This is a genomic window from Natronobacterium haloterrestre (assembly GCF_900112205.1).
GTDB classification, from domain to species: Archaea; Halobacteriota; Halobacteria; order Halobacteriales; family Natrialbaceae; genus Natronobacterium; species Natronobacterium haloterrestre.
In genome coordinates, this window is the sequence record NZ_FOKW01000003.1 from 303,774 (window position 1) to 322,037 (window position 18,264).

Genomic DNA, 18,264 nt, shown 5'->3' on the forward strand with positions numbered 1-18,264 from the left:
GAGCGATGTCCGACCAACCGGAGTCCGTCGAACGGATACTGGGGACGATCAATCACTGGATTATCGATCGTCCGCGGACGGTCATCGTCGTCTTCCTCCTCGTTACTGCGCTGTTTGCTGGCGGACTCGGTGCGATCGAAATGGACGCGGGGTTGAACGCGTTCACTGACGGGATCGACGCGCAGAACGCCCAGGACCAGGTCAACGAGGAGTTCGAGCCGCCGTTCGAGGAAGACGCCCCGACGACACAGCTCATCCACCGTGGCGAGAACGTGGTTAGTCGCGATGCCTTACTTCGGATGCTCGAGATCCAACACCACCTCGAGGAAAGCGAGGAACACCGCGTCACAGAGAGCTCGAGCGTCGCGGAAGGGGTCGCCCGGTCGATCGATCCCACGGCCGACACCAGGGAAGAACAGATCAGAACGCTCGAAGGGGCGACCGACGCCCAGGTCAGAGAAACGGTCAGAGAACTGGGGGAAAACCCCGAGTTTGCGGCCTCGCTGAGCGAAGACTTCAGTCCCGCCGAACCCGAGGCATCGGCGACCGTCGCGGTCGTCACTCACGAGAGCGACGTCGACGAACAGGCGATCCAGTACCGGGTCCGTAGCACCGTCGAGTCGATGGACGGCAACATCGTTACCTTCGGGAACGGCATCCTGGACACCGAGTTCGAGAACGTGATTTCGGACTCGATGGCGATCATCGTGCCGGTGGTCATCGTTTTGATCCTCGCGTTCCTGATTACGGCCTATCGTGACCCGTTCGACGTGGTGCTGGGACTCGTCTCGCTCGTCATGGCGGTGATCTGGACGTTCGGATTCACCGGGCACGCCGGGATCCCGTTCTCGATGGTGATGATCGCGATCCCGCCCCTGTTGCTCGCGGTCGGGATCGACTTCGGGATTCACGCCGTCAACCGGTACCGGGAAGAGCGCGTCGACGGTGCCGGGATCGAAGCGGGGATGGACACCGCCGCCACGCAGTTGCTCATCGCGTTCTTCATCGTCACCGGAACGACCGTCATCGGCTTCGGCGCAAACGTCACCAGCGACCTCGCGCCGATCCGCGAGTTCGGGTTCGTCGCGAGCATCGGAATCACCTTTACGTTCTTCATCTTCGGGATCTTCCTGCCGGCGGCGAAGGTGTATCTCGATCAACTGCGAGACGCGTACGGTATCCGCGAGTTCGGCTCTTCACCGCTTGGCTCCGAAGATTCGCTGCTCGGGCGAGCCCTCCCCGTCGGTGCACACGTGGGGCGGCGGGCACCGATCGCGATGGTACTCGTCGCCCTGGTGGTGACCGCTGGAACCGGTGCGTACGCGACGACCGTCGATACCACCTTCGAGGAGGAGGATTTCCTCCCGGCCGAGGAACTGCCCGGCTACGCCGAGACGATGCCCGAACCCCTGGCCCCCGAAGAGTACACCGTCACCGCGACGATCAACTACCTCGAGGACACCTTCGAGAGCGGCGAGGACGACGAGGTGACGATCTACGTCGAAGGGCCGATACACGAGGATCACGCCCTGGAGTCCGTCCACCGCGCCGGGAACGATCCGCCGTCGACGATCGTCACCGAGGATGGCCGGGCCGAGAGCAACAGCATCGTCGACGTGATGCACGACCACGCGGAGAACGACGACGAGTTCGCTCGCCTGCTCGAGGCCAACGATATCGACGGCAACGGCGTCCCCGATCGCAACGTCGGGTACGTCCTCGATCGCCTCCTCGAATCGGACGCCCGTGACGACGCACTCGAGTACATTACCGAAGATCAGCGCAGTATGCGGGTGATCTACACCGTCGAGGCCGACGCTACTCAGGCCGAGGTCACGGAAGACGCCCGGGAGCTGGCGGCCGACTTCCGCCTGGATACCACACCGACCGGGGATATCGTCGTCTTCCACGAAACCTCGAAGGTGATCCTGAACTCGTCGCTGTTCAGCCTCGCGCTGGCGCTCGTGTTCACCCTGGTGTTCCTGATGCTCATCTACCACGTACTCGAGGGGCGTGCGTCGCTAGGGATTGCGAATATGTTTCCCATCGTGGTGACGGTCGCAGTGCTTGCCGGGACCATGCCGATACTCGACCTTCCCTTGAACGCGCTGACGGGAACCGTGCTGTCGCTCACGATCGGTGTCGGCGTCGCCTACTCGGTCCACGTCACTCACCGCTTCATCGACGAGTACAACGAGTGTGGGGACGCCTACGAGTCGCTCCTGACGACGCTGCGTGGGACCGGTGGCGCGCTCACGGGGTCGATGCTGACGACCCTCGGTGGCTCGGCGTCGCTGATTCTGGCGATCACTCCGCTGCTCGGCCAGTTCGGACTCCTGATGTCGATCAGCGTCATCTACTCGTTCCTGATGGCGGTGGTCGTGTTGCCGCCGACGCTGGTGGTGTGGGAGCGTGTGGTCGGCTGAAGGGGAGCGGCGGTCCCGGACTCGAGTCGAGAGACCGGTCGGCGAGTTCGGGTCCCACCCGAACTATTCCGTTCGGACCAGTAACACCCAAAACGGCGGCCGACAAACGACAGATATCACCGATGATCGAATGGCGACGGCGGATCGTGCTGGCGACGGCGTTCGTCGTGGGGCTGGTGGCGTTGTACACCGTGGCATACCAGTGGGCGTTGCTCGTGTTCGAAGGCCACCAGACCTCGCTCGCGGACTCGTTACAGGTCGTCATCGAGGCCTTCACGACCGCAGGCTTCGGCGGCCACACCGACCACTGGAACAGTACGGCGATGAACCTGTTCGTCGTCGGGATGAACCTCACCGGCGTCCTCCTCGTGTTTCTGGCACTGCCGATCTTCGTCGTCCCCCTGTTCCAGGAGGCGATCGCGGACCGGCCCGAGACGGAGACCGATCTCACGGATCACGTCATCATCTGTTCGTACTCCCCGCGCGAAGACGTCCTCCGGTCGGAACTCGAGGCCGCGGACGTGCCGTACGTGATCGTCGAGGAGGAGCCGGACGTCGTGCTCGAACTGAACGACGAGGGGATCGAGGCGATCCTCGGCGACCCCGAACTCGAGGAAACGTTCGAACGGGCCAACCTCGACTCGGCCCGGGCGGTGGTCGCCGACGTCTCGGACGAGCGGTCCGTCTCGGTCATCCTGACGGTCAGGGAACTCGGCGACGACATCGACATCGTGAGCATCGCAGAAAGCAGGGAAGACGCCGTCTACCACCGGTACGCGGGCGCCGATCACGTGATCCGGCCCCGGCAGGTACTCGGCCACAGCCTCGCGGAGAAAGTGACGCTGTCGGTCACCCGGGAGCTCCGGGACACGATCGAGATCGGCGACGACTTCGAGATCTCGGAACTCGTGGTGAAAGGGGACAGCGACCTCGCGGGGAAAACGATCGCCGAGGCCGGACTCCGGGACCGGATCGGCGCGACGATCATCGGCGCGTGGTCCAACGGCGAGTTCGTCCCGACGCCGGAGCCCGACATGCGGATCGAGGGGAACACGATCCTGCTGGTCGCCGGCAGCCACGAGGAACTCGAGGAGGTTACGTCCCGAACGATCGCCCCGAACGGGCTGCGTGACGGGCAGGAACGGGTCGTCGTCGCCGGCCACGGGATCGTTGGACGAAGCGTCGCCAAGGCGCTGGACGAGGCCGGGCTCCCCCACACGGTGGTCGACACCGACAAAAACGGATCGGGCGTCGACGTGGTCGGGGACATCACGGATCCGACCACGCTGCTGGATGCCGAAATCAAGGACGCCGACATCGTCGTGCTGGCGCTCGACGACGATACGGAAACGATGTACACGACGGTCGTCCTCGAGCGGATCACCCCCGAGACGGAGGTCATCGCCAGGGCAAACGAGATCGAGAACACGGGGAAGCTCTACCGGGCCGGCGCGGAGTACGTGCTCGCGCTGTCGACGGTCACGGGACGGATGCTCTCGACGGTGCTGCTCGAGGACGAGGAAGTGCTCTCCCCGGAGACGCAGTTCGAGATCATCCGTACGTCCGCGCCGGACCTCGCGGGTCGCACGCTCGAGGCGGCGGGGGTCCGGGAACGCACCGGTGCGACCGTCGTCGCCGTGGAACGAAACGGCGACCTGGTGACCAATCCCGGTCCCGAGTTTCGGGTTCGACGCGACGACATGCTGGTCGTCACGGGGAGCGATACGGCGGTCAACGAGTTCATCAAGCTCGTCAGGTAATCGCCGCACTGCGGACCGACGCTCGGGCAGTCGCTTCGGCCCTGCCTATTGGACTCGGACAGAGGGGAACGGAGCGCAGTCGAGATCCGCAAAACCGAACGGAAACGGCACGACGGCTATCAATCCGTCCAGTACGCCTTCGTCAGCAAAACGAGCACCGGGAAGATCTCCAGGCGGCCGATCCACATATAGAGGATCATCAGCAGTTTCGAACTCGTGGGGAAGTCGACGTACCCACCCATCGGGCCGGTGATCGTCCCCAGCCCCGGTCCGATGTTCCCGAGCGTCGCGATCGATGCGCTGATGACGTCGAGCAGGTGGAGATCGAACCCTACGCGGGCCGCGTCCGCGGCGAACAGCGCGACGCCGGCGAAGAAGAGCACGAGGTACAGCAGCGTGAAGGCGTATATTCCCCGGACGGCCTCTTCGTCGAGGACTTGACCGTTCATCCGGACGGGACGGACGGCTTCGGGATGGATCGTCGTGAACAGCTCCCGCCTGAGTGACTTGAGAATTACCAGCCACCGGAGAATCTTGACCCCGCCGCCGGTCGATCCCGTCGAACCGCCGATAAACATCGCGAACAGCAACAGCCCCTTACCCGGGCCATTCCAGGCGTCGAAGTCCATGTTCGCGTACCCCGTCGAGTTCGTCAGTGAGGCGATCTGGAAGGCCGCGTACCGAGCCGAACGCTCGATGTGTCCCCCCACCTGACCGGTTTGGGGCGTCTCGAGCGCGGAGAAGAACAGCACGACCACACCCACGACGGTCAGGACGGACACCGAGCCGAGGTAGAGGCGGAACTCGTTGTCCTGGAGCAGAGTCCTGACGTCCCCGGTGATGACGTGCCACCACAGCACGAAGTTGACCCCGGCCGCGAACATGAACGGGATCACGAGCCACTGGACCAGCGGTGAGAACGCCTCGATACTGCGAGCTTCCGGGGAGAACCCGCCGGTCGGGAGGGTCGTGAACCCGTGAGCGATGGCGTTGTAGAGGTCCATGTTCGGTGCGTAGCCGAGCAGGTAGACCCCGTACAGCAACAGAATATAGATCACCGTGAGCGCGACGTAGGCGATCCAGAGCACGCGGGCCGTTTCGGCGATGTGGGGCGTGAGTTTCGAGACGCCCGGGCCCGGCGTCTCGGCTCGCATCAGTTCGGCGCCACCGACCGCCATCTGGGAGAGGATCGCGACCGCGAGGACGATAATCCCCATTCCGCCCAGCCACTGGGAGAGCTGACGCCACATCAGCATCGCCCTGGAATGGGTGTCGAAGGAGATATCGCCCATCACCGTTGCTCCCGTCGTCGTGAAGCCGCTCATGCTCTCGAAGATGGCGTTGACCGGGTGCGCAACCGTTCCGTCACCCGCGAGGATGTACGGGAGCGCGCCGAAGACCGCCGCGAACAGCCAGGTCAGGGCGACGACGAGAAACGCCTCTCGAGCGCCCGGATCGGGCTCGGGATCGAGTTCACGAAGGAGGAGACCGAACGTGGCGGTGATGGCCATCGATGCGACGAACACCCAGAGGTCCTCGCCGCCGTAAACGAGCGCGATCAGGATGGGGACGACGAACGCGAGCGAAAGGAAGGCCAGTAGCGTTCCGACGAGACTCAACCCTGCCCGCCAGTCGACGTGTAACCTCCGTCGCATTCAGATCGCCTCGATTACGTCGTCGATGACTGCCGAGTCGACGAAGACGACGACGTGATCGCCGGGTTGGACGACCGTCTCGCCACGGGGGGTGATGAGTTCACCCTGTCGGGAGATCGCCCCGATGACGACCCCATCGGGGAGCGACCGCATCGCGTCGACGATCGGCTTGCCGGAGAGGACCCCGTCGCCGTTGACCTCGAACTCGATGACCTCTGCCCGATCGTGCTCGAGCATGGCGACTTTTTCGGTGTGATCGGCGCGGGTAAAGCGGACGATCTCCTCGGCGGTTTCCTCGCGAGGGTTGACCGCGACGTCGACGCCGACGGTCTCGAAGAGGTCGGCGTACTCGCGGTTCTCGATGACTGCCACAGTGCGCTCCACGCCGATGCGTTCGGCCAGCAGCGAGACGAGCAGGTTCTTCTCGTCGCTGTCGAGCGCAGCGACGACGAGATCCGCCTCGTCGACGTGCTCGCGTATGAGAAACTCCGCATCGGTCGCGTCGCTCTCCATCACCATCGTATTCGGCAGCGCCTCGGCGACTTCCCGGGCGCGCTCGTGGTCCCGTTCGATCAGTCGCGGCCGGTAGCCGTGGTCCTCGAACTCCCGGGCGGTCTGGTAGCCGACCTCGCCGCCGCCCACGACCACGACCTCGTTGCCCTCTTCGCTCGCCGGTGCAGCCACGTCTCTGGCGAAGTCGGCGACGGAACTGGTACTTCCGATGACCACGATTCGATCGCCTGCCTGCAACACCGTATCCCCGGTCGCGACGATCATCTCGTCGTCCCGGAAGACCCCTGCGAACGTCAGCGAGTCGTATCGGTCGGCGTCGCTCACCGTCGATCCGGCGACCGGACTTTCCGGACAGACTTCGAACTCCGCCATTCTGACCAGTCCGCCGACGAACGTGTCGACGTCCTGGGTCGCGGGCAGGTCGGAGATTCGAACGATCGCTCGCGCCGTCAACAGGTCCGTACAGACCATGAAGTCGACGCCGAACGCCCCCTGGGATCCCTCCCAGGTCTCGAGCAGGGTTCGGCGGCGCACGCGGGCGATCGTAAACGCGTCGCTGACGGTTTTGGTTGCACCGCAGACGACGACGTTCGCTTCGTCGTCGTCCGTACAGGCGATGACGAGGTCGGCCCGTTCGACGTCCGCTTCCTCGAGCGTTCCCAGTTCGGTGCCGTCGCCCCGGAGCGCGAGCACGTCCCTGGAGTAGGTCAGTTCCTCGACGACGTCGGGGTCGCGGTCGACGACGACGACGTCGTGGGACTCCTCGAGGTTGTGGGCGATGGTCCGACCGACTTCCCCGGCTCCGACGATGACTACGCGCATCGTTTCCTCCGGACAGTTCGTTGTATCATGGGCGTGAGTATTAGTGTCATCGTATCGACCCGCCAGTCTCTTTACGACGGTCGCTCGGATCACCGCCGCTCTCTTGGCGCTTGACCTTTGCGTTTGGGGCTTATCAATCCGCTATCTCAGCGGAACCTATAACGTTGTCGATCGGTTTTTGGATCGCAAAACAGGGTCGGAAGAGATTATCGATCGGCAAGAGATCGGCGCTGAAACCGTAATAATCGGAATCGACAGGTGCGAGTCGACGCGCTCGCACTCCCCGGATGGACAGTGAACAAACGAACCAATTAAGGGTTGGCTATCACTTGTTCCAGATGTTCTGGCACTGCCCCCGTGAGAGGGGCTGTTCGACGCGACCAGTGCGGCGAACCGAACGAAAAGACGGACTACTCGAATATGTCTATTCGAACGCTGAATCGAACACGGACGATCGGGAGGACAGTATGAGTGCCGACGAAGAACTCGCGAAGGACATCGGCCCGCTCGCCGCGCTGACGATCGGGATCGGGACGATGATCGGTGCCGGAATCTTTGTGCTTCCCGGAACGGCCGTCGGGGAACTCGGTCCGCTCGCTTCGCTCGCGTTCGTCATTGGCGGCTGTATCGCCCTTCTAACCGCGCTGTCGGCGTCGGAACTGGGGACCGCGATGCCCGTTTCCGGCGGGGCATACTACTACGTCAACCAGGGGCTGGGCCCGCTGTTCGGCTCGATCGCCGGCTGGGGGAACTGGATGGGACTTGCCTTCGCCTCGGCGTTTTACATGTACGGTTTCGGCGAGTACGTGAACGGTTTCGTGGCCGTCTCCGGCGTGACGGTCGGCCCGCTTGCCCTCAAGCCGGCTCAGATCATTGGTCTGGTCGGTGCCGTGTTCTTCATCGCCGTCAACTACGTCGGGGCGAAAGAGACGGGACAGATCCAGAACGTCATCGTCATCACCCTACTCGCGATTCTGTCGGTTTTCACCCTGTTCGGCCTCCTCAACGCGGACGTCGAGACGCTGCGACCGTTCGATCCCTTCGGCTGGGATCGGCTGTTCCCGGTGACGGGACTCGTGTTCGTCTCCTATCTCGGCTTCGTCCAGATCACGTCGGTCGCCGAGGAGATCCAGGATCCCGGACGGAACCTGCCACGGGCCGTCATCGGCAGCGTCGTGATCGTAACGGCCGCATACGCCCTCATCCTCCTGGCGATGCTCGCCGCCGTCGAACTGGACCTCGTGGCGAACAACGAAACCGCCGTCGTCGAAGTCGCCGAACTGTTGATCGGCCCCCTCGGTGCGGCCGCGCTGTTGTTCGGCGGCCTGCTCGCGACCGCCTCGAGCGCGAACGCCTCGATCCTCGCGTCCTCGCGGATCAACTTCGCGATGGGCCGGGACAAACTCATCACGCCGAAGATCAACGAGGTTCATCCCCGGTTCTCGACTCCGTACCGCGCGATCGGAGCGACCGGCGTGCTCATTCTGGCGTTTATCGCGCTCGGCAACCTCGAGTTGCTCGCCAGCGCGGGCAGCGTATTACATTTGATCGTCTATGGACTCCTGAACCTCGCGTTGATCGTGTTCCGCGAAGCCAACCCCGAGAGCTACGACCCGGATTTCACCGTTCCCCTGTACCCGATCACGCCGATCCTCGGAGCGATCTTCTCGTTCGCACTGATCGTCTTCATCGAGCCCGTCGTGATCGGGCTATCGCTCGCGTTCGTCGCCTTCGGCGTCATCTGGTACCTCGGCTACGCCCGGTCACAGATCGAATCGCCCGGCGTCCTCGCCCAGTACGTCCTCGAGCGCTCCGAGGAGTTGCCCGACGCCGCCGTCTCGGCGACCACCAGCGTCCAGCCCGAGGGGAACGACTACCGCGTGATGGTCCCGCTCGCGAATCCGGCCCACCAGCACAACCTCATCACGCTCGGTTCGGCCATCGCGGACCAGCACGACGGGACGGTCGTCGCCCTCAACATCGAGACCGTGCCCGACCAGACCTCGCTCAAGGCCGCCCGCGAACAACAGGAGTACGAAGCCGCCAAACACATCCTCGAGCAAGCGCGGGACGACGCCGAAACCTACGGGGTTGACGTCGAAACGCACGCAGTGCTCTCCCACCGTGGCTTCGAGGAGGTATTCGACTCCGCAAACCGGTACAACGCTGACCTCTGTGTGATGGGCTGGGGCCCGGAGGCGGCCGGCTCCCCGGGCCGGGTGGAAACGCCGATCGACGAACTCGCCCACTCGCTGCCGTGTGACTTCCTGGTCTTCAGGGATCGCGGGTTCGATCCGTCCCGCATCCTCCTGCCGACCGCAGGGGGGCCGGACTCCGACATCGCCGCCGGGGCCGCACGCACGCTGCGGGACCAGTACGACGCCGAGGTCACGCTGCTTCACGTCGCCGAGGACCCCGCGGCGGGCCGGCAGTTCCTGACCGAGTGGGCCGCCGAACACGGCCTCGAGGACGCGGAGATCGCGGTCGAAAGCGGCGACGTCCAGACGGTGATCGCAGACGCCGCCGAGGACGCGACCATGCTGATCGTCGGCGCAACCGAAAAGGGACTGCTCTCCCGGCTCGTTCGGGGGTCGCTCGTGCTTGACGTCCTCGAGGACGTGGAGTGTTCGGTGTTGCTCGCGGAGAAGAGTCACACCCGGAGCCTCCGGGAACGAGTGTTCGGGAGCGATCGAACCGAGACGGAAGAAACCGGCGTCACGCCGGAACCGGCGACCCCGGAAGTCGAAGCCTCGGGTTCGGATTCGGATTCGGACTCGGACCGGGATCCCGACTCGACGACGGACCCGACTTCGGACGCGAAATCGGAGTCCGACTCGACCGTCGAGCAACCGTAACGCGCCACCGCCTGATTTCGAATCGCAAATAACGCCTCCCCTCGCTTCGGATTCGTACCTATATTTGGTTATAGTTTCGCCATCGAATACATTAAGGGAGGGTGTGCCCTCAGTGCCGATACCGAACCATGTCGAGTATACGCCAACCGTCTCCTGCCGAAGTCGACGTATTTGCCGTCTCGAACGTCCGATCGCGCCTCCGCCCGCCAGGTGGTGAAGGAGGATGACCGACGGGGATCAGGAACTCGCCAAGGACCTGGGGCTGATCTCGGCCCTCGCGATCGGTATCGGGACGATGATCGGCGCAGGGATCTTCGTTCTGCCCGGCGTCGCGGCCCAGGAGGCCGGGCCGGTCGTCGTCCTCTCGTTCGTCATCGGTGGGTTGATCGCGATGATCAACGCGCTCTCGGTGAGCGAACTGGGGACGGCGATGCCCAAGGCCGGTGGCGCGTACTACTACATCAACCGCGCGCTCGGTCCCCTGTTCGGGTCGATCTCCGGGATGGGTGACTGGATGGGGCTTGCCTTCGCCAGTGCCTTCTACTGTATCGGGTTCGGCGGCTACCTCGCGACCTTCCTCGGGGACGTCGTCGTCCCCCTTCCGGGCGTCGGCGAGGTCGCCGTCCTCCCGACGATCGCGCTCGGCCCGCTCGTCCTCTCGGAGGTACAGGTCGGCGCGTTCGTAGCGGGCCTCGCGTTCGTCGGGGTCAACTACATGGGTGCGAAAGAGACCGGCGGCGTCCAGACCGCGATCGTCGCGCTGTTGCTGACGATCCTCACCGTCTTCTCCCTGCTCGGGTTCTTCTCGTTCGACTGGGGCACCGTGATGGTCGACGACACCGTCGCCCCGTTAGGCTACGGCGAGATCCTGCCCGGAACCGCCCTCGTCTTCGTCTCCTTCCTCGGGTACGCGAAGATCGCGACGGTCGGCGAGGAACTGAAAAATCCCGGGCGGAACCTCCCGATCGCAATCGTCGGCAGCGTCGCCATCGCCACCGTCATCTACGCGATCATCGTCGGACTGCTCGTCGGGATCATCCCCTACGACTCGATCAGCGACCAGACGCCGATGTCCGACGCCGCCGAGATCATCTTCTCCGGAAACCTCGGCGTGATCGGCGTGACCTCGATCACGCTCGGCGCACTGCTGGCGACCGCCTCGAGCGCGAACGCCTCGATCCTCGCGTCGGCCCGGATCAACTTCGCGATGGGACGGGACAAGATCGTCACCGCGTGGCTCAACGAGATCCACCCGCGGTTCGCGACGCCGTACCGTTCGATCGCGGTCACCGGCGGGATGATCCTGCTTTTCATCGTCGTCCTCGGCAACGACCTCGAGGTGCTGTCGAAGGCCGCGAGCATCCTGCATCTGGTCGTCTACGCGCTCATCAACGCCGCGCTGATCGTGTTCCGCGAGGCCGACGTCCCGGAGTACGATCCCGACTTTACCGTTCCGCTGTACCCGATCACGCCGATCCTCGGGATCGTCTTCTCGCTGGGACTGATCGGCTTCATGAAGGAGATCGAGATCGCGCTCAGCCTCGTGTTCGTCGTCGGCGCGGTGCTCTGGTACGGGGTCTACGCCCGCCACGAGACCGATCGGGAGGGCGTCCTGAGCAACTACATCCTCTCGCGCTCCGAGGAGATGCCCGACCTGGCGGTCTCGGCCGCGAACGCGGCCCGTCCGTCCGGAAACGCGGAGCATACGGTCGTCGTCCCGGTGTCGAACCCGCGCACCGAGTCCTCGCTGCTGTCGCTGGCGAGCGTGATCGCCAAGGCCAACGACGGGGCCGTCGAAGCCGTCCACATCGTGGAGGTCCCGGACCAGACGCCCCTCGAGGAGGGCTCCGAGCACATCCAGCGGATCGACGAGGAGTCCCAGCAGTTGATGGAACGGGTCCGCGAGAGCACGGAGACGCTCGACGTCCCCGTCGACGTCAAGACCGTGGTCTCGCACCGATCCGTCGAGGAGATCTTCGACGTCGCCCGACGGGAGAACGCCGACACCGTTGTCATGGGCTGGGGTCCCGGCCGCGCGTGGTCGGCCGGCCGCGTCGAGAGCCCGCTCGACGAACTCACCCACGACCTGCCCTGTGACTTCCTCGTGTTCGACGACCAGGGCCTGGAGACCGACCGCGTGCTCGTCCCGACGGCCGGCGGCCCCGATTCGGACCTGAGCGCCGAAGTCGCCCGGGACATGCGCGAACAACTCGGCTCCGAGATCACGCTGTTGCACGTCGTCGACGAGGACGAACGTGCCGAGGGTGAACGATTCCTGACCGAGTGGGCCGCGGACCACGGCCTCGAGGACGCCCGGATCCTGATCGACGACTCCGGCGACGTCGAGGGCGCGATCGCCGAGGCCGCCGAGGACCACTCGCTGATCGTCATCGGTGCGACCGAGCGGGGGCTGCTCTCGCGGCTCCTGCGCGGGTCGCTCGCCTACGACGTGATCAACGAGGTCGACCGGTCGGTGATCCTGGCCGAACGGCCGACGGGCCGCTCGCTGCGGGAGCGGCTGTTCGGTCGCCGATAACGGGTTTCCTTTCTTCCGTCCGCTCGGTCGGTAACCGTTCATGTCCCGTCCTGTCCGCCGCTGTCCGGTCGCGGGTCCCCCTCGTCGATCCGAGCGTGTCTCTCGAGTCCTCGAACCCTCGAACGGGTCGGCCACTCCTGTTACTCAATCAAAACTTTTGTCCGGCCCGATCGTAGGGCCCGTATTTCGATGCGCTGGCACGAGCGATCGAGGCGGCGGACGCTGACCCTTCTCGGGAGCTTCGGTACCGCCACCCTCGCTGGATGCACCCTCGGTGTCGAAGCCGATCCGTCGTTCGACCATCCGGGGCAAGTCCACGTGGACGAGCCGTTCGAAATGAGGATCGAGGACGTCCCCGACGGGGACCCACTCGAACTCGTGCTCGAGGGAGGGGACGGGACCGGAGACCGCTTCGGCGCGGCAGTCGAACTCGAGGTGGACGGCGATCCCGTCGACGTGAACGATGCAGCCGTCGTCGGGGGCGACGTACCGGCTGACCTCGAGGTCCCGACCACCGTGGCCCTGCTCCAGTTCGCCGACGTGTCGTGGTGGGAGTTTCATTACGGCGGCCGAAGGCGACAGGGGTCCTTCGAGTGGCCCGACGAGCGAACGCTCCGGTTCGTCCTGCGAAACCCGGCAGGCGACGAACTCGGATCGACATCGGTCCGGCGACAGTACCCCGCGGTCGAGAGCGTCGAGCCCGACGGCGATCTCGTGGGAACGGCGTTCGAACCCGAGCGAAACGGGGAGGCGTCGGGAATCGTCGTCCTCCATGGCTCCGATGGCGAGCGGTGGGATCACGTCGCCGCGTTGCTGGCCCGACACGGGTACACTGCCCTCGCCCTCGAGTATTTCGACGGGCCTGGACTCCCCGACGATCTGGTCGAAATCCCGCTCGAGTACGTCGAGCGCGCGATCGACTGGGTGCTCGACCGTGACCGGGTGACCGGCGACCGCGCGGGGCTCTGGGGCGTCTCGAAGGGCGGCGAACTCGCCTTGCTCGCGGGGAGCCGGCTCGACTCCGTCGGCCCCGTCGTCTCGATCGCCGGCAGCGGCCTGGTCTGGGAGGGTGGAGCGTCGGCCGACGACCTCCCGGAGACCTCCTCGTGGTCGATCGGCGGCGACCCCGTTTCCTATCTCACGCTGAGCGACGTGGACTGGGAACCGGGACCGAACTCCCCGGTCGTCGAACTCTTCGCCGACGCGCTCGAGGTCGCCGACGGGGCGGCTATCGACGAGGCGACGATCCCCGTCGAAGAAATCGAGGGGCCAGTTCTGCTGGTTTCGGGGGGCGACGACCGGCTGTGGCCCGCGGAACGCCTACAGAACGTCGCCGTCGCCCGGCTCGAGTCGGCCGACCACCCGTCTCATCGGCACCTCGTCTACGAGGATGCCGGCCACGGGATCTTCCAGCCGTACTTTCCGCTCGAGGAAACCTACGGCCGTGGGTACGGCGGTACGCTCGCGGCGAGTGCCGAGGCCGCACACGACCACTGGCCTGACGTACTGACCGCGTTTTCGGCCCTGGATGTGCCGGCCAGGTGAGGGCGATCCCCGTCGCTTTTCCGGCCGAACGGCTCCAGTCACTTCGAGAACGCATATACAACCGGAGCGACTACTCCCCGGCAATGACCACGACCGATCCCGCGAACGCGGGCTGGTTCTCCGAGGCCGATCCGGACGACCCCGAGTCGGCCGCCGAGGCCGTCCGGGACGGTTCCGCCGACGAACCCCGAGACTGGCCCGCGCTGGCCGTCGAGGCGGGCTTCGCCGACGACGAGGACGAGTACTACGACGCCCTGAAAGAGGCGACGACCGCGGCGACCCGCGCGGCGGTGACCGAACGAGAGGCCGCCGACGACCGGCAACTCGTCCACGCGGTGCGGGCGATGGACGACTGCGAACGGACGGCGAACGAACTCGCCGAGCGACTCGCCGAGTGGGGCGGTACCGTCGATCCGGACGTCGGAACCGGCATCGACTACGCGCGGGAACTGGCCGCTCGAGACGGAAACGGGGCCGACCTCCCGGGCGACGGCGGGGACCGGATCCGCTCGCTCGCCGAACGTGTCGCGGACCTGGCCGACGAGGCCGAGGACCTCCGGGAGTTCGTCGAGCGACAGACGCCGACCGTCGCGCCCAACCTCGCCGCGCTCGCGGGCCCGGTCCTCGCCGCGCGGCTGATCTCGCTGGCCGGCGGCCTCGAGGAACTCGCGAAGAAACCCAGCGGCACGGTCCAGGTACTCGGGGCCGAGGACGCCCTGTTCGCTCACCTGCGGGGCCACGCCCCGTCCCCGAAACACGGCGTCATCTACGTCCACGACGCCGTCCGGGGGACCCGCCCCGAGGACCGCGGCTCCGCGGCGCGGGCCGTGGCCGGCAAACTCTCCATCGCCGCACGGGTCGACCACTACTCGGGCGAGCGCAAGCCCGAACTCGACGCGGAACTCGAGGAGCGCATCGAGACGATCCGGGCGCGAGCGGACGGCGACGACGCGGCGACGGGAGGTGAGGGCGATGACTGACGCCCTGCCGGACGGCGTCGAGCGCCGCCGGTTCGACGGCGCGGAACGGCTCGCCACCCGTGGCGAACCCGTCTACGGCGAGCCGACCGATCGGGAGTGGCGCGCCTGGAACCCCGACCGGTCGAAGCTCGGCGCGATGCTCGAACTCGGGATGGACGTCGGCCTCGCCGGCGGCGACGAGGAGACGGTCCTCTACCTGGGGGCTGCGAGCGGGACGACGGTGAGCCACGTCGCGGACTTCGCGGGGCCGACCTACGCCGTCGAATTCGCCGCCCGCCCGACGCGGGACCTGCTGTCGGCAGCCGAGTCCCGACCGCGGCTATTCCCGCTGCTTGCCGACGCACGAAAGCCCGAGACCTACGCCCACGTCGTCGAAGCGGACGTCGACGCCGTCGTCCAGGACGTCGCGACCCGCGGACAGGCCCGGGTCGCCCTCGAGAACCGGCGGTTCCTCGCCGACGACGGGCGGCTCCTGCTTGCCGTGAAGGCCCGCAGCGAGGACGTCACCCGCGACCCCGAGGACGTCTTCGCGGACGTCCGGGAGGAACTCGCCGAGGGGTACGAGATCCTCGAGCAAGAACGGCTCGAACCCCACCACGCGGACCACCTGGGGATCGTCGCGCGGCCGCTCGAGGGGTGAACGTGATGCCGTTCGCCCGCCCCGCTCCGGCCGGCCCGGGTCGCTCTCGCCCGCCCGATGCAGGAAGCATATGTAGGCGGGCCGAATGGGACCGTTCATGAGAGACGAACGCGCTCGGCGCGGGTTCCTGCGGACGGCCGCAGTCGTCGGCACCGTCGGACTGGCCGGCTGTGCGGCCGAATCCGACGACAGCCCGAACCCCGACGACGAGTCCCCCGACCTCGACCTCGACCTCGAGTTCGACGGCTCCGACGGCGACGAGGAGCCGCCGGACGCCTGGCCCTCCTTCCAGTTCGACACCGGAAACACCGGTTTCACCGCGGCGTCCGGCCCGATCGACCGGGCCGAGACCCGGTGGGAGTTCACGACCGGGAGCGCGGTCTACAGCAGCCCGGCAGTCGTCGACGGGTTGGTCTACGTCGGCAGTAGTGACGGCCACCTGTACGCGATCGATGCCGACTCCGGCGACGAGGAGTGGGCCTACCGGACCGGGGACGACGTCTCGAGCAGCCCCGCGGTCGCCGACGACACCGTCGTCGTCGGGAGCCACGACGGGACTGTCTACGCGTTCGCCGCGGATTCCGGCGACGAAGAGTGGACGTTCCAGACCGGCGAGATGGTCGCGAGCAGCCCGACGATCGTCGACGGGACGGTCTACATCGGGAGCAACGACGGCTCGCTGTACGCACTCTCCCTCGAGGAGGGCGAGGAGGAGTGGGCCGTCGACACCGCGGGCTCGATCCAGCGCGCGCCCGCGATCGCGGACGGGACGGCCTACGTCGGGAGCACGGACGGCCACCTGTACGCGGTCGACGCCGACTCCGGCGACGAAGAGTGGGCGTTCGAGACCGACGACTGGATCCAGAGCCGACCCACGGTCGCCGACGGCGCGGTCTACGTCGGGAGCAACGACGACTCGCTGTACGCCCTCGAGGCCGACTCGGGCGACCTCCGGTGGGAGTTCCCGACCGAGGGGTCGGTGACGAGTTCCCCGGCGGTCGCCGACGGTGTCGTCTTCTTCGGCAGTTACGATACCAGGGTGTACGCGGTCTCGGCCGCAGCGGGCGACGCGCCGGCGGACGGAAATCCCCGTCCAGAGTCGTTCTACTGGTACCACACCGGCTTCTTCGAGGTGCGAAGCAGCCCCGCCCTCGCCGGGGACACCCTCTACGTCGGCAACGAGGACGGCACGCTCACGGCGCTCGAGGCCGAGACCGGCGACACGCGCTGGCAGTTCTCCGGCGAGAACTGGGTGGCCAGTTCGCCGGCAGTGGTCGACGGCGCGGTGTACGTCGGCAGCGGCGACGGATCGGTGTACGCCCTCGAGGAGTCCGGGAGCGAGGAAGCGAACACCGAGGAGGAGTAGACAACCGGCCGACGAGAGCGGTTCCGGCCGTACGCTCCGACTCCAAACCGTATTTACTGTCGGCGGCGAAACGGGGACACGATGGAACGCGGGTCGCCGGATTCGTTCACGCGCATGGGCACGCTGGGGATCGAGGAGGAGTGTTTCGTCGTCGACGAGCGCGGTCGGCCGACGAGCGGCACCGACGAACTCGTCTACGAACGCGATCCCCCCGAGATCCTCGAGGATCGCCTCGATCACGAACTGTTCAAGTTCGTCATCGAGACCCAGACGCCGCTGATCGAGGACCCCGGAAACGCCCGCGAGGCTCTGCGCGAGATCCGACAGGCGCTGCTCGATCACGCCCACGCGGCCGGCTACGACGTCGCCGCCGCCGGCCTCCACCCGCTCGCGAAGTGGCGCGAACTCGAGCACGCCGAGAAACCCCGCTATCGCTCCCAGTTGGACCGGATCCAGTATCCCCAACACCGGAACACGACAGCCGGCCTCCACGTCCACGTCGGCGTCGACGACGCCGACAAGGCCGTCTGGATCGCGAACGAACTCCGGTGGTACGTCCCGATCATGCTCGCGCTGTCGGCGAACTCGCCGTTCTGGAACGGGTTCGACACCAGGCTCCAGTCGGCCCGCGCGAAGATCTTCGAGGGACTGCCAAACACCGGGATGCCGACCTACTTCGAGGACTTCGAGGACTTCGATCGGTTCGAGCGCCGGATGCTCGAGACCGACTCGATCAACGACCGGGGGGAACTCTGGTACGACGTGCGCCCCCACACCGCCCACGGGTCCGTCGAGATCCGAACCCCGGACGCCCAGGCCGACCCGGACGTCGTGATGGCGTTCGTCGAGTACTCCCACGCGCTCGTCGAGGCCCTGGCCGAAGAGTACGAGGACGGCACGAGTCCGAGTCGACACCGGCGGGAACTGCTCGACGAGAACAAGTGGCGGGCGATCCGGCACGGCCAGGAGGCCGCCCTGATCGACCGCGACCTCGAGAGCACCGTCGACCTCGGCGAACTCGTCGACCGGGAGTGCGAACGACTGGGGATCGACGGCATCAAGGAGATCTACGAGCGCGAGAGCGGCGCAAAGAGGCAGCGGCGACTCCTCGAGGACGAAGGACCGGACGCGCTCTGCGAGTCGCTACTGCTCGAGGCGGAGTAGCC

At 66.2% G+C, this 18,264-nt stretch carries 11 protein-coding genes; 9 read left to right on the top strand and 2 right to left on the bottom strand.

The genetic code is table 11. The features are described 5' to 3' along the window. The first annotated feature begins 5 nt into the window (after positions 1–5). Positions 6–2,426, top strand: coding sequence for an efflux RND transporter permease subunit (locus BM113_RS08010; protein ID WP_089786887.1), 2,421 nt, complete (start codon positions 6–8; stop codon positions 2,424–2,426). A 122-nt stretch (positions 2,427–2,548) separates the two neighbouring features. Continuing rightward, positions 2,549–4,186, top strand: a complete 1,638-nt coding sequence (locus tag BM113_RS08015) for a potassium channel family protein (RefSeq protein ID WP_089786889.1) — start codon at positions 2,549–2,551, stop codon at positions 4,184–4,186. 119 nt (positions 4,187–4,305) lie between these two features. On the opposite strand, the gene BM113_RS08020 is transcribed toward BM113_RS08015, so the two are convergent. Both BM113_RS08020 and trkA read right to left on the bottom strand, forming a co-directional pair. Then, positions 4,306–5,841: a TrkH family potassium uptake protein gene (locus BM113_RS08020; protein WP_089786891.1), complete on the bottom strand. Its 1,536-nt coding sequence runs from the start codon at positions 5,839–5,841 to the stop codon at positions 4,306–4,308. After that, positions 5,842–7,176, bottom strand: coding sequence for a Trk system potassium transporter TrkA (gene trkA / locus BM113_RS08025; protein WP_089786894.1), 1,335 nt, complete (start codon positions 7,174–7,176; stop codon positions 5,842–5,844). A gap of 467 nt (positions 7,177–7,643) precedes the next feature. Here trkA and BM113_RS08030 point away from each other — a divergent pair, with 467 nt between their 5' ends. The 7 genes from BM113_RS08030 to BM113_RS08060 all read left to right on the top strand — a co-directional run bounded on the left by BM113_RS08030 (position 7,644) and on the right by BM113_RS08060 (position 18,262). Next, positions 7,644–10,031 carry an amino acid permease gene (locus tag BM113_RS08030; protein ID WP_089787230.1) on the top strand — a complete coding sequence of 796 codons (2,388 nt, stop codon included), beginning with the start codon at positions 7,644–7,646 and terminating at the stop codon, positions 10,029–10,031. 223 nt (positions 10,032–10,254) lie between these two features. Beyond that, positions 10,255–12,567: an amino acid permease gene (locus tag BM113_RS08035; protein ID WP_089786895.1), complete on the top strand. Its 2,313-nt coding sequence runs from the start codon at positions 10,255–10,257 to the stop codon at positions 12,565–12,567. Between the two features lie 189 nt (positions 12,568–12,756). Continuing rightward, positions 12,757–14,112: an acyl-CoA thioester hydrolase/BAAT C-terminal domain-containing protein gene (locus BM113_RS08040; RefSeq protein ID WP_089786897.1), complete on the top strand. Its 1,356-nt coding sequence runs from the start codon at positions 12,757–12,759 to the stop codon at positions 14,110–14,112. 83 nt (positions 14,113–14,195) lie between these two features. After that, positions 14,196–15,092, top strand: coding sequence for an NOP5/NOP56 family protein (locus tag BM113_RS08045; RefSeq protein WP_089786899.1), 897 nt, complete (start codon positions 14,196–14,198; stop codon positions 15,090–15,092). Further along, complete coding sequence (locus BM113_RS08050) at positions 15,085–15,732, top strand: fibrillarin-like rRNA/tRNA 2'-O-methyltransferase (RefSeq protein WP_089786901.1); 648 nt, start codon at positions 15,085–15,087, stop codon at positions 15,730–15,732. The genes BM113_RS08045 and BM113_RS08050 overlap by 8 nt, the downstream gene beginning before the upstream one ends. 97 nt (positions 15,733–15,829) lie before the next feature. Continuing rightward, the gene (locus tag BM113_RS08055; protein WP_089787232.1) at positions 15,830–17,098 is read left to right on the top strand and encodes an outer membrane protein assembly factor BamB family protein; all 1,269 of its coding nucleotides are present in this window, start codon (positions 15,830–15,832) and stop codon (positions 17,096–17,098) included. An 81-nt stretch (positions 17,099–17,179) separates the two neighbouring features. Then, positions 17,180–18,262: a glutamate--cysteine ligase gene (locus tag BM113_RS08060; protein WP_089786903.1), complete on the top strand. Its 1,083-nt coding sequence runs from the start codon at positions 17,180–17,182 to the stop codon at positions 18,260–18,262. The last annotated feature ends 2 nt before the right edge of the window (positions 18,263–18,264 follow it).